At 46.2% G+C, this 12,889-nt stretch carries 11 protein-coding genes; 7 read left to right on the forward strand and 4 right to left on the reverse strand.

Annotated elements, in window-relative coordinates; all coding sequences use genetic code 11:
* Window positions 1-208: 208 nt before the first annotated feature.
* The 5 genes from U9J37_RS16170 to U9J37_RS16190 all read left to right on the forward strand — a co-directional run bounded on the left by U9J37_RS16170 (window position 209) and on the right by U9J37_RS16190 (window position 4,407).
* A complete protein-coding gene (locus U9J37_RS16170) occupies window positions 209-1,645 on the forward strand; it encodes a glyceraldehyde-3-phosphate dehydrogenase (protein ID WP_005469781.1) in 1,437 nt (478 codons plus the stop codon).
* A 183-nt stretch (window positions 1,646-1,828) separates the two neighbouring features.
* On the forward strand, window positions 1,829-2,041 hold the full coding sequence (locus tag U9J37_RS16175; protein WP_005469857.1) for a hypothetical protein: 213 nt from the start codon (window positions 1,829-1,831) through the stop codon (window positions 2,039-2,041).
* Entirely contained in the window at window positions 2,022-3,239 is a 1,218-nt protein-coding gene (locus tag U9J37_RS16180; RefSeq protein ID WP_005469476.1) for an alpha/beta hydrolase, read from the forward strand. The genes U9J37_RS16175 and U9J37_RS16180 overlap by 20 nt, the downstream gene beginning before the upstream one ends.
* Window positions 3,240-3,425: 186 nt before the next feature.
* Window positions 3,426-3,911 (forward strand): acyl-CoA thioesterase, encoded by a 486-nt coding sequence (locus U9J37_RS16185; RefSeq protein ID WP_005469896.1) that lies wholly within the window; start codon window positions 3,426-3,428, stop codon window positions 3,909-3,911.
* A 250-nt stretch (window positions 3,912-4,161) separates the two neighbouring features.
* Window positions 4,162-4,407 carry a hypothetical protein gene (locus U9J37_RS16190; protein WP_005469500.1) on the forward strand — a complete coding sequence of 82 codons (246 nt, stop codon included), beginning with the start codon at window positions 4,162-4,164 and terminating at the stop codon, window positions 4,405-4,407.
* A 330-nt stretch (window positions 4,408-4,737) separates the two neighbouring features.
* Here the strand turns inward: U9J37_RS16190 and malG are convergent, their stop codons facing one another.
* From malG to malE, 3 genes are all read right to left on the reverse strand, one after another.
* A complete protein-coding gene (gene malG / locus U9J37_RS16195; protein ID WP_005469620.1) occupies window positions 4,738-5,628 on the reverse strand; it encodes a maltose ABC transporter permease MalG in 891 nt (296 codons plus the stop codon).
* 12 nt (window positions 5,629-5,640) lie between these two features.
* Window positions 5,641-7,212, reverse strand: coding sequence for a maltose ABC transporter permease MalF (gene malF, locus U9J37_RS16200; RefSeq protein ID WP_005469628.1), 1,572 nt, complete (start codon window positions 7,210-7,212; stop codon window positions 5,641-5,643).
* Between the two features lie 75 nt (window positions 7,213-7,287).
* Complete coding sequence (gene malE / locus U9J37_RS16205) at window positions 7,288-8,469, reverse strand: maltose/maltodextrin ABC transporter substrate-binding protein MalE (protein ID WP_038134944.1); 1,182 nt, start codon at window positions 8,467-8,469, stop codon at window positions 7,288-7,290.
* 669 nt (window positions 8,470-9,138) lie between these two features.
* Here malE and malK point away from each other — a divergent pair.
* Complete coding sequence (malK, locus tag U9J37_RS16210; RefSeq protein WP_005469719.1) at window positions 9,139-10,260, forward strand: maltose/maltodextrin ABC transporter ATP-binding protein MalK; 1,122 nt, start codon at window positions 9,139-9,141, stop codon at window positions 10,258-10,260.
* Between the two features lie 239 nt (window positions 10,261-10,499).
* The gene (locus U9J37_RS16215; RefSeq protein WP_005469894.1) at window positions 10,500-11,981 is read left to right on the forward strand and encodes a sensor domain-containing diguanylate cyclase; all 1,482 of its coding nucleotides are present in this window, start codon (window positions 10,500-10,502) and stop codon (window positions 11,979-11,981) included.
* 68 nt (window positions 11,982-12,049) lie between these two features.
* Here the strand turns inward: U9J37_RS16215 and U9J37_RS16220 are convergent, their stop codons facing one another.
* Window positions 12,050-12,865 (reverse strand): phosphate ABC transporter substrate-binding protein, encoded by an 816-nt coding sequence (locus tag U9J37_RS16220; RefSeq protein WP_322414265.1) that lies wholly within the window; start codon window positions 12,863-12,865, stop codon window positions 12,050-12,052.
* Window positions 12,866-12,889: the final 24 nt, after the last annotated feature.

Here is a 12,889-nt window from a genome sequence, read left to right on the forward strand (position 1 = left end):
CCACTGAGAAATCTTCTGTTAATTCACCAAAACACCCGTAAAAACAGTAATATCGCCTGCCATTAATTTTGCTAGCAGAATAAGATGTTAAGCATTACAATCCTGCCGCATAAAAATTACAAAATTCAAACACTGCAACCATCTCTACTCGCTCCCCTACAAGCTAAAGTAGAGTCAGCCCCCAAAACGTGAAAGGTCCAAACGAAACATGAGTCCAGAGAAACATCTTTTAGAGTGGCAAACAAGCCAAACGATTGCGGAATCAATTTCTCCCCTACTTGGTCAGCTTTACCGTCAAAAAGGCGTAGAAGTGTTACTTTTCGGTAAAACACTCGTCAACGCAGCGACCATTGATATTATTAAATCGCACCGCCTCGCACGCCGTTACACCGGCACGCCTCTCACCCCAGAACAGACTCTTCCTCTAATCAAAGCCTTGTCAGAAATGGAGTTGTCTCCATGTCGTATTGATGTAGGGCAGCTGGCTCACCAATTCTGGCAAGGCCGCGACGACGCTCATGGTGTGAAAGACTTTTTACACACCTCTTTGATGGGTGCAATGGACGGCAAAACCGTCTCAGAACCTCGTGATGTTGTGCTGTATGGCTTTGGTCGTATTGGCCGTCTTCTTACTCGCCTGTTGGTAGAGAAAAGTGGCCCAGGTTACCCACTTAGATTGCGCGCTGTTGTAGTACGTGGTGGTAAAAAAGGTGACCTAGAGAAACGTGCAAGTCTACTGCGCCGCGACTCAGTCCACGGACAGTTCAACGGTAGTATTGTTGTTGATGAAGAACGCAAAGCGATCATCGCTAATGGCAACTACATTCAGTTCATCTACGCGAACAAACCAGAAGACGTTGATTACACAACTTTTGGTATTAAAAATGCGCTTGTTGTCGACAATACGGGTGTATGGCGTGATGCTGAAGGCTTAAGCCAGCACCTAGCTTGTAACGGTGCAGAGAAAGTCCTTCTTACCGCGCCAGGCAAAGGTGACATCAAGAACGTTGTATTTGGTGTGAACGACAAGGTGATCCAAGCAGAAGATACCATCGTTTCTGCGGCGAGCTGCACCACAAACGCGATTACCCCAATCTTAAAAGCAGTCAATGATAAGTACGGCGTGCTTTCTGGCCATATCGAAACGGTACACTCGTTTACCAACGACCAAAACCTGATTGATAACTTCCACTCAGGCGAACGTCGCGGACGCAGTGCTTCACTGAACATGGTTCTTACAGAGACAGGTGCTGCTAAAGCCGTCGCAAAAGCACTCCCAGAGTTGGCAGGTAAGCTGACAGGTAACGCGATTCGCGTCCCGACGCCAAACGTGTCGATGGCAATTGCTAACCTAAACCTAGACAAAGGCACTGACAAAGAAGAGCTCAACGCTTACTTGCGTGAAATGGCATTAACATCTGAGCTATCAGCGCAAATCGACTACACAGAGTCTACCGAGATCGTTTCAACTGACCTTGTAGGTTCACGCTTTGCAGGCGTTGTCGACGGTGCGGCGACCATCGCTCAAGACAACCGCTGCGTGCTTTACATTTGGTATGACAATGAATTTGGCTACAGCTGCCAAGTTGTTCATTGTATGGAGCAGATGATGGGCGTTCGCTACAAAACGTTCCCAACAAAATAATCTGCCTATAAATGGATATCGCCCCGTGCATTGCTCGGGGCAAAACTCCACAACACTATAACGTATAATAATCCCCCGTATTTGCCACCTTCGTTTAACGATGGTGGCTTTTTTGCGCCTTGTTCATGTTTCATTCATTTACGCCGTCTTATTCTGGTTATCTAATTAGAAGAGGTAACTAATATGAATAGAATTCTCACCAATGTGTTCGCCTTGTTTATCGGCATATTTACCATTCTGTTTGGTCTAATCTTAGCAATCCCATTGACGATTGCCGCCCTTATTACGGGCAAAAAATTAGAGAAGTCGTTAAAAGCGAACCACTTTAATTTTAGAGACGTAAAACAGGACAAAGAACGCGTGCTTGAAGGCGAGTATGAAGAAGTCACAAAGTAAACAAGAACAAACCGAATACACAACGCGAAAGATGTCTGCTTTCGCATTTTACCTTGCCGCAACAATGACCGCATTGATTGTCGGCTGCAGTTCACCAGTCGAAGATCCTGCCTATGAAAAGGCTGCTGCGTTGCCAGACTATAGCCAAGAAAGCTTTACCCAATACGTTGCCGAAACAAAGAGTTGGCTAGAGCAACATCGCCTGTTCATCACCGAAGATAAACAAGCCGAGCTAGCAAGTGTATTGCCCCACGAATATCGCCCCGCTCAACCAAACGGTCAAGGTGTGCTTTTGGTGCACGGGCTGGGTGACTCTCCGTACTCTTTTCACGATATAGCCACACACCTTGCCGAGCAAGGGTACTTGGTCCGAACAATACTCCTCCCTGGGCACGCCAGTAAAGTGGGAGATTTACAACTTCCAACCTTGCAAGACTGGCAGGGAGTCGTCAATCATCACATTAAATTACTCAAGCAAGAAACGGCTCAACTGTGGCTAGGTGGTTACTCTACAGGGGCGAACCTGGCGACTTCTGCTGCTCTATCCGATGAATCTATCCAAGGGCTGTTGCTCTTTTCTCCGGCTCTGGAACCGGGTTCAGGGGTGGTGAAATTTGCAGAACTTGCTAGCCACTTTATTACGTGGGCAGACCAAGACCCAGAGGATAACCCGCTACGTTACAACTCTCTGCCGATGAACGCGGCTGCCATTTATTACCAGACTTCCGCCATCGTCAGAGAACAACTGGAAGCAGCAAATTACTCTCGCCCCGTCTTCATGTTACTCAGTGAGGGCGACAAAGTGATCGATACCGAATACGCGGTCTCAACCTTTAGTGAAAAGATGCCAAACGCAGCAAACCATATTGTGTGGCAAGGCGAGCACGATCTCAGTGAGCCCCGCTCGACTCGGTTCAGTATGAGGATACCCGAACAGCGCATCTCCAATGGCTCTCACATGGGGTTGCTCTTTTCACCCACAAACCCAAATTATGGCGTTGGTGGTAGCAACTTGATTTGCAGTAACGGTCAACCAGAAGAGACATCGAACTCATGCACACAAGGAGAAGACATTTGGTTTTCTGCTTGGGGATACGTTGAACCCGGGAAAACCCATGCTCGACTCACCTATAACCCCTATTTCGAGCAGAGTATGGCGATAATGGACAAGGTAATGTCTGGCCAACGTCAATCTTAGCGCTTTTCAGCCCAGCAAGATGCTGGGCTTTGTTTTACGCCGCGACACTCGCTTATCTACCGATACCCACACAAAACCTCAATAAATCCAAGCTACACTCGAATATAGGTTGCACGTAAGTAACAGCTTTGTTATTTAAGAACGACAGCCAATAACAATAACACTGAAAGCACGAAGGATTGACAGATGAGTACCGGTCAACGAGATATTACGCTACGTTTTTTAGCCGAACCTGGTGATGTAAACTTTGGTGGCAAAGTCCATGGTGGCGCCGTCATGAAATGGATCGATTTGGCTGCCTACGCCAATGCAGCAGCGTGGAGTGGCAAATACTGCATTACTGCCTATGCAGGGGGAATCCGCTTTGTTCAACCTATCCATGTTGGCAACTTGGTCGAGGTCAGCGCGAAGGTCATTTATACCGGACGAAGCTCAATGCATATTGCGATTGATGTGCAAGCCAGTGACCCTAAAGAATTGAAAAACCGCCTCACGACACACTGTATCGTGATCATGGTAGCGGTCGATGAACATGGAAAACCAACCGATGTACCAGAGTGGGTTCCACACACTGAAGAAGACATTGAGTTAAGAGACTCCGCCATTCGCCTAATGAATATGCGTAAGCAGATCGGTGAAGAGATGGAAGCGCATGTTAAGTATTTAAAATAAGCATCTAACGCAAAAGTGGGGCCAAGCGCGCCACTTTTTGCACTTCATCAAGCCACTATTACCACGTCCTTTATTCCCCCAACCTCTCACTGTCACGTAATTCATGCTCAGCTAATTCTCATTTTGTTCACTTTTATAGGTTCATTGGCTTGTTTTATGTCAGCAGTTTGTAAGGCAATGAAACTGTCATTTTTCTTTCATCTAACTTTGATTAAATCCGCTAACTATCTTTAAGTCGGAAGGAACATTCGTGAGCTTAACTGACATTACACTCAGTGAGACGACATTAGTAAACCCAAAGGCGGTTGAGTATCAATGGGTACGCACCATGTACGTTGAAGGGTATGCAGAACAAGAGATCAATCACTACATTCGCACCTGCTTCGGAGGGGATGACACCTTTGCCGACCTGTTTAGAAAAGTGGCGTTATCACAAGAGAGTGTCTACGTTTTGCTGCGCTATCTGGGTTGCGCCCCTTCAAGCCGAGAATTTTAGTTCGTTTTCAACTATTGAGCCCAACTTACCAATGTAACAAAGTGCTTTGTTGCATATTCATTTGAACACTGCGTCGCATCCAAGCCCCAATTGCATATCTTTCCGTGTCTTAATTCTTATACTTGCAACTGTCGATTAGGCATAAAAAAACCCGGGACAAACCGGGTTTTGGTTACAAAAACTGTTAGAAGTAAACAGTAAGGAATCTCACTAACAGCCAGCTATGCGTAACGCCAGAATTGCACTCTTCTTAACTGATCGGCGGCCAAACCAAAATTGTTAAGTCGAGATACAAAATGGGCGACCTCGCGGTCGCCCTTATCGTTCTTATTAACCTTTCACACCGCCGGCGGTTAATCCTCCGACCAACCAACGCTGCGCAAGTAAGAATACGATGGTAATTGGTAGTGCAGACAATACTGCTGCCGCTGCAAAATCACCCCACAGATAGTTCTGAGGATATAGATACTGCTGCATACCAACCGCTAATGTATATGAGTTTACATCAGAAAGTAGTAGAGATGCTACTGGAACTTCACCAACCACCCCGATGAACGACAGAATAAACACCACTGCAAGAATAGGCACTGAAAGTGGTAGCAGTACTAATCTAAAGGCTTGCCAAGGCGTTGCGCCATCTAGAGCAGCTGCTTCTTCTAGCGAGTTATCAATCGTTTCAAAGTAACCTTTGATTGTCCATACGTGTAGAGCAATACCACCTAGGTATGAGAAGATCAGACCGCCATGCGTGTTCAAACCTAGGAATGGAATGTACTGTCCAAGCTTATCAAATAGCGCATAGAGTGCTACCAAAGCCAGTACCGCAGGGAACATCTGGAAGATCATCATCGCCTTTAAGATCGTGTCTTTGCCTTTAAAACGCATACGAGCAAACGCGTAAGCAGACGTAGTTGACAGTGCCACAATCAGGATAGATGTAATCCCCGCCACTTTCACTGAGTTCCATAGCCATAACAGAACTGGGAATGGCGGTGGTGTTACAGAGCCATCTGCATTGGTCACAGAGAAGCCAAGTGCCAATTTCCAGTGCTCCAGCGATGGATTGTCTGGAATTAGGCTACCTGTTGCGAAGTTACCTTCACGGAATGAGATAGCCACAATCATTAACAGTGGGAAAATAATCGCTGACAGGAATATCCAAAGCGCAGCGTGTGTTGCCCATACACGGTATTTAAGAGATTTACCTTGTACCATTGCCATTGTCGGTACTCCTTAATCCTGAGACAGCTTAGTGAAACGTAGGTTGAGTAGTGCGAGACCACCGACCAATAGGAAGATAAGTGTCGCGATAGCACTTGCTAGACCGAAGTCTTGACCGCCGCCACCTTCAAATGCGATGCGGTAGGTGTAGCTAACGAGTAGGTCTGTGTAACCCGCAGGCTCTGAAGTTCCGATCATGTTCGGACCACCTTGAGTCAATAGCTGGATTAACACGAAGTTGTTGAAGTTAAATGCAAAGCTGGCAATCAGTAGCGGGGTAAGCGGCTTGATCATCAGTGGCATGGTAATACGACGGAAGTTATCAACAAAGTTAGCACCGTCAATGGCTGACGCCTCATACAGATCATCAGGAATCGCTTTCAGCAGACCCATACACAGAATCATCATGTAAGGGAAACCAAGCCAAGTGTTCACGAAGACAATCATCACTTTCGCCATCAATGGGTCAGAGAACCAAGATGGGCTTAAACCAAACAGCGCTTCTAACACCATGTTGATCTCACCAAAGCTTTGGTTAAAGAGACCTTTAAAAATCAGAATCGAGATGAAAGCAGGGACCGCATATGGAAGGATAAGCAGTACGCGGTAAATCGCACGGCCTTTGATTTCTTCCCACTGAACAACGCTCGCTAGGACCAAACCAATGATAACGGTAAGACCAACCGTCAGCGCAGAGAACACAACCGTCCAAATAAAGATGCTGACAAATGGTTCTTTGATGCCATCATCTTTCCAGACACGCTCAAAGTTTTTCGCGCCGATACCGACGACAAAACCTGGAGATACCGTTGAGCCTGTGAACTGGCCATTTTCATCAACCGGTTGATAGAAACCCACTTCCATATTTGGACGCAGTGTTTCACCCGTACGATTACTGTATAGCGATTCGCCATCATCTTGCAGCGTATACAAAGGAACAACCGCCGCAAACTTACGTAGACCGCTCATACGAATGTCTTCACCTGATGGCAGGTGCAAATCGACTTCGCCTAAGCTGGTTTTGTTCTTGATGATGGTTTTGATCTTTTCTTTTTCACCGCTCACAGACTCGACTGGAGCCAAATCCATATCGGCACTTGGTGCAGCAATATTAAATTCGTCAGTCGCTAACAGTTGATCACCTTTTTTTACCGCGATACGGTGACCGTTGTCTGTCTTGTAGAGGGTGAAAGGATAGCTGTCACCACTTTGGAACGTTCTATCGAGCAATACGGATTGTGCGCGGTCGAAGGAAAGCTGGTTTTTGGCACTGTAGTTGGTGAAGGCGAGGTTGACCGTGTACGCAAGAGGAAACAGGATAAACAGGATCATCCCTGCAATACCTGGATAGATGTAACGGTGCGCGTAAGTCTTTTTACTACCAAAGATATACAACGCCAGTGCGGTTAGAATGAGAGTAAGCAGCGCGAAGGCTGTCTCACCACGAGAATACATTAAGACAGTGGCGTAGCCATTAACGATACCGACAGAAGCCAGAATTGCCCATTTAATAAAGACGTTTTTACTTGATGGCAAGCTCGTTGTTGTAGATGTCATCGCATCTGTACCTTGAACTGACTGCATAAGAGAACCTGCTAGCGATAATAAAACTGAGAAAGGAGGAGAGGTTACCCTCTCCTCAAAAGGGTATTACTGAAATTATTTAGTCATTTGCTTTTCTGCATCTGCAAGGGCTGCATCTACAGTTTGACGACCGTCAACAACGTTAACGATAGCGTTCTTCGCTGCGCCCCAGAACGCACTCATTTGAGGGATGTTTGGCATGATTTCGCCGTTCATCGCGTTATCCATAGTAGCGGCAATGCGCTTGTCTGCATCTAGCTCACGTTGGAAAGAGTTAAGCGCTACCGCACCTAGTGGTTTGTCGTCGTTCACTTTACGCAGACCGTCGTTAGTCAGTAGGTAGTTCTCGATAAACTCAACCGCTAGGTCTTTGTTTGGAGAAGCAGTGCTGATACCCGCAGTCAGTACGCCAACAAATGGTTTAGAAGAGTGACCGTTGAACTTAGGCAGTGTCGTTACACCGTAGTTGATGCCTGACTTCTCGATGTTGCCCCACGCCCAAGGACCGTTAATGGTCATCGCGGTTGTGCCTTGGTTGAATGCTGACTCAGAAACAGAGTAGTCCATATCAGAAGAGATCACGCCTTTCTCAACCAAGCCTTTAACGAAGTTCATTGCGTCTTTCACGCCATCTTTCGCAATGCCCGCATCTTTAACGTTGTAACCCTCTGCGCCATATTTAAACGCGTAACCGCCATCAGCAGCCATCAGTGGCCACGTGAAGTACGGTTCTTTTAGGTTCCACATGATCGCAGACTTGCCTTCTTTCTTAAGTTTCGCGTCTAACGCTTCCACTTCTTCCCAGCTCTTAGGTGGGTTTGGCACTAGGTCTTTGTTGTAAATTAGAGACAGTGACTCTACCGCTACAGGGTAGCCGATCAGCTTGCCATCATATTTCACGGCATCCCATGCAAAATCAACGATGCCTTCTTTGATCTCTTTTGATGGTTTGATTTCAGCAAGAAGACCAGATTCTGCGTAACCACCAAAACGGTCGTGCGCCCAGAACACAATATCAGGACCGTCGCCTGTTGCTGCAGTTTGAGGGAACTTGTCTTGTAGACCATCTGGGTGAGCAACGGTCACTTTAATGCCAGTGTCTTCTTCGAACTGTTTACCTACTTCAGCAAGTCCGTTGTAACCTTTATCGCCATTAATCCAAATGGTTAATTGACCTTCTTCGATAGCAGCGTTTGCACCAAATGAGCCAAGAGCAACTAATGTTCCTAGTGCCACTGTGCTTAGGGCGTTTTTCATGTTCATATCCTTTTTAATTTTTGTGTTGTAGGGGTCAACCGAGAGGCTTCACCGTATTTCGACATATATTTTCAGCCAAACTGACTAACAGCTCATCCTCCTACTCCCTACGCCCTCAGTATTATGGACTATTTTCGTGATCCCCATCGTTTGAGGTTGGAGAGCAAAATCACAAAAACGACTCTTTATGTGACCAATTTCAATGTTACGACGAGAAATTATTTGAACTGGATCTAACTGCGCCTTTCTCCCCCTCCTACCCCTCCTCCTTATCTACTACCCCCATAAAAATTTCAGTCGGGAGGATGTACCCAGCGCTGAATCAACGCAGACTACAGACATCCAAGAGTGGATAGTAAGAGCCCTTAACAGTCAGTTCTTTTACAAGAGCGCGCTGATTTGCAACGCCGCAGGGGTTTGCTGTGATAACGTAAGCATTCGTAGGGTTGTAATCGCAAGATTTCACAAAAACGGGGGAGATGCTTATGCTATACGGGGGAAGCAAACTCTACATTGGCTTTGGTGGGTGATGAGAGAAATCCATCACCCAAATTTTCTTACTAACTGAAAGAATCCATTCCTTACCAAATTCCTACTGTTATTGCTCGCACGATAATTCATATAATGATGAGCAGTACAAAATAAAAATATTGATCGAGGGCGAGCTAGATGGCGAGTGTCACGTTAAAAAATGTATGTAAAGCTTACGGTGACGTACTAATTTCAAAGAATGTTGATTTGGAGATCAAAGAAGGCGAGTTTGTTGTCTTCGTTGGCCCATCGGGCTGTGGTAAATCAACACTACTGCGCTGCATTGCTGGTCTAGAAGACATCACTTCGGGTGATCTTTACATTGGCGACCAACACATGAACGATGTTGAGCCGTCAAAACGCGGCGTGGGCATGGTATTCCAATCATACGCACTGTATCCACACTTAAACCTTTACGACAACATGTCGTTTGGCCTAAAGCTTGCGAAGGCAGACAAAACAGAGATCGACAAACGTGTCGAGCATGCCGCTGAAATCCTGCAATTAAGCCACCTACTAGAGCGTCAACCTAAAGCCCTTTCTGGTGGTCAACGTCAACGCGTTGCGATCGGCCGTACCTTGGTGTCACAGCCTAATGTTTTCCTACTGGATGAGCCTCTCTCTAACCTAGACGCCGCGCTACGTGTTCAAATGCGCTCTGAAATCACCAAACTGCAGCGTAAACTGGGCTGCACCATGATTTACGTAACACACGACCAAGTGGAAGCGATGACCATGGCTGACAAGATCGTGGTTCTCGACGCGGGTTTTGTTTCTCAGGTGGGTAAGCCTCTTGAGCTATACCACTACCCACAAAACCGTTTTGTTGCTGGCTTTATTGGCTCTCCGAAAATGAACTTCATGAGCGTGTTCATTGAAGCGGTAGAAAAAGATCGCGTAATGGTTCAGCTAGCCAACGGTACGACCTTCTGGATTCCAGTTGATGGCACGACGGTGACCGCTGGTGAGCGTATGTCTCTTGGTGTTCGTCCAGAGCACTTGCTGCCTGCCAATCAAGGTGACGCAACCATTGAAGGTGAAGTGAATATCGTTGAAAAACTGGGCAATGAAACTCAGGCGTACCTACACATTGACGCCGCTGATGCAGATATGATCTATCGTCAACCAGACACACTGGATGTCGAGCCTGGTGATAAGCTATCGGTAGGTATTCCTGCACACCGCTGCCACTTATTCCACAGTGATGGCAAAGCATGCCGACGCCTACACCAAGAAGCTGGCGTGGATTTACCTGCTTAATCCAGACGAGTGAAATGACAACCCGAGCCTGACTGCTCGGGTTTTTTATACTCATTTAACACACGCTGTCATCTAAAACTCTATTCAAGTCACATCACGAGAAAAATAAGCAACAAGGCTCTTATGAAGATTCTACACTTACAGTGATTTTATCTGCATGAGAACTTACTTTGATCAAACAAGGCAACTACGTTAACAGGCCCTTACCGTGGGTTATCTGCGCGTCAGTGTTTCTGAACGTGCTATTTATCGTATACCTTGTGGTTCAAACCAACGCGATTAATCGCCTAGAATCGGTCGCTCTGGAACAATCACCGATTAGTGTTGAAATGACACAAAAGCTGACCGATATAGAGCGAGCCATCGGTTATGTGGGCTTCATCCACCATTTTAAAAACTATGTTATTCGACGAGATGAACGTTATTACCAACTGGCTCTGGCAAGCTACGCCGATGCTGTTAAAAAGGTCATCGAGTTCGAAGCCCTCACTACCAACAACGAATTGATTGTCGAACTAGAAATAATAAAACGTACTCTAGATGAATATCGACAAAACCTATTGGTCGCGAAATCACAACCCGCTGAAATGAGCGTCGAAGTCTTAGACCAAATCGTAAAAGTAGATGACGCCCCAGCGAGCGAAGCTCTGCGGACGTTACAATCCTCACTACTGCCTAAGTTTGAGTACATCCATGATCAAACAACACTTGAATTGAAAAACCTCAGTCATCTCACTCTGCTGTTTAACTTGATCGTTGCGCCTATCATCATTGTTGTTGGCTACTTTGTGCTCAGCGTGATACGAAAAGTCCATAAACTGGGCTGCCAGCTCACATCTATTCTCGACATGTCACCCGATGGCATCCTCTACATCTCTGAGCAGGGCTCTATTCTCCAAGCCAATAAAAAAGCATGTGCGTTGCTAGAGTACAGTGAAACAGAGCTAAAAAAACTCCCTTTGGAACAACTCGTTACCTCGGAGTATCAGGCCTTTTGTTCCCATTACCGAGAACATGTATTTAACAGTGACAAGCCCTATGCCGAATACAAACCACGTCGAGTTAAAGCACTCACTCAATCCCAGCGAGAAATTGAGCTGGAGATCGCCATAGCCTCTCAGCGTGTTGGTGATGAAAATCGTAGCGTATGCATCATTCGTGACATGACCTCTCACGACGAGCTCAAACTCAAAGCAGAAAAAGACAACTTAACTCAACTGTTAAACCGTTGGATGCTTGATGAGTTGTTGCAAAAAGAGCTGGACCGATGCAAAAGAAGCGATCATCCCCTCTCGTTGCTCCTGGTCGATATAGACAACTTTAAGAAAATTAACGACAAACTCGGTCATGACGTGGGTGACGTTATTTTGAGAGAAACGGCTAGATTCCTTCAGCAAAGCACCCGTTCATACGACCATATCGGTCGCTGGGGAGGTGACGAGTTTATTTTGGTGTGCCCCAATCTCAGTGTGAAAGACGCAGAAACCTACGCACATCGACTATTAAAGCAATATCGTAAACTCAAAGAAATATCTTCTCACAATATCTCCTTAAGTATTGGTATTGCGACTATGTCGTCAGAGGCTATCAATCAACAAACGCTCTTTAAAAAGGCCGATGTTGCGCTGTACCACGCCAAAAATGGGGGCAAAAACCGTTTTGCGCATAGCGACAAACTGCCCGCTCGCAATGCGCAAAAAACTCGATATAGCCGAGCGTAACTAACGCTTCACACAACTTTCGCGAAGGCCAAAAGAAAAGAGAGCAGCGATGCTCTCTTTCAATACTGTTATTTGATTGGCGTATAGCCATATTCTCCGATCAGCGCTTTTGCTTCGCTGCCAGTTAGGTAACGAATAAAGGCCAATGAATCCTTATCCACTTTTTCGGTTTTATACAGCACAAGGAAAGGACGAGACAACTCATAGCGCCCCGTTGCGATGTTTTTCTGGTTAGCCTCAACCCCCTCAAATTGAATCGCCTTGATTGAGCGATCAACCGAGCCAGTCGAAATAAAACCTATCGCTTGCTTGTTATGATTCACGATGGTTTTCACCATGCTGTTGCTGTTGACCACCAAGTTGTCTGGATTAATATCCGACACTAAACGCCCGTTGATGACTTTCGTTAGACCTAAAAGACTTTCAAAACTGTAACGTGAGCCTGACGATGCCTCGCGGGTAACAACGGCTATTTTTTGATCATGGCCACCGACTTGCTTCCAGTTGGTAATTTTTCCCTTGTAGATGTCATACAACTGCTCACGAGTCACATTTTGAACTGGGTTCGATTGGTTCACCACAACGGCTAACCCATCAAAAGCTATTGGTGTCACCGTCAGTGATTCATCTTGCTCGCTCTCTGTTAAGTAACGTGAGCTCATCCCGATGTCGGCGACGCCTTTCTTAATTAACGTGATACCAGCGGTTGAGCCAACACCTTGAACGGCAATGTAGCTGTCAGAATGAACCTGATTAAACTTTTCGGCTAGAACGTCCATAACACGAGCAACAGACGTAGACCCAGATACGTTGACTTCTTTAGCCGTCACAGAGGGGACTACAAGCGAGAAAGACACCAGTGCAGCAAGCACAACACGAACCATAATTTTCTCCCATTAAAACTTGGT

Source organism: Vibrio sp. 16 (assembly GCF_963681195.1).
GTDB lineage: Bacteria > Pseudomonadota > Gammaproteobacteria > Enterobacterales > Vibrionaceae > Vibrio > Vibrio sinaloensis_D.

What these genes read in the sequence shown, in the direction of transcription:
- U9J37_RS16175 (WP_005469857.1), top strand. Translation starts at nt 1,829, where the DNA reads ATGAATAGAATTCTCACCAATGTGTTCGCCTTGTTTATCGGCATATTT.
- U9J37_RS16180 (WP_005469476.1), top strand. Translation starts at nt 2,022, where the DNA reads ATGAAGAAGTCACAAAGTAAACAAGAACAAACCGAATACACAACGCGA.
- malK (WP_005469719.1), top strand. Translation starts at nt 9,139, where the DNA reads ATGGCGAGTGTCACGTTAAAAAATGTATGTAAAGCTTACGGTGACGTA.
- malF (WP_005469628.1), bottom strand. Translation starts at nt 7,212, where the DNA reads ATGCAGTCAGTTCAAGGTACAGATGCGATGACATCTACAACAACGAGC.
- U9J37_RS16170 (WP_005469781.1), top strand. Translation starts at nt 209, where the DNA reads ATGAGTCCAGAGAAACATCTTTTAGAGTGGCAAACAAGCCAAACGATT.
- malG (WP_005469620.1), bottom strand. Translation starts at nt 5,628, where the DNA reads ATGGCAATGGTACAAGGTAAATCTCTTAAATACCGTGTATGGGCAACA.
- U9J37_RS16220 (WP_322414265.1), bottom strand. Translation starts at nt 12,865, where the DNA reads ATGGTTCGTGTTGTGCTTGCTGCACTGGTGTCTTTCTCGCTTGTAGTC.
- malE (WP_038134944.1), bottom strand. Translation starts at nt 8,469, where the DNA reads ATGAAAAACGCCCTAAGCACAGTGGCACTAGGAACATTAGTTGCTCTT.
- U9J37_RS16185 (WP_005469896.1), top strand. Translation starts at nt 3,426, where the DNA reads ATGAGTACCGGTCAACGAGATATTACGCTACGTTTTTTAGCCGAACCT.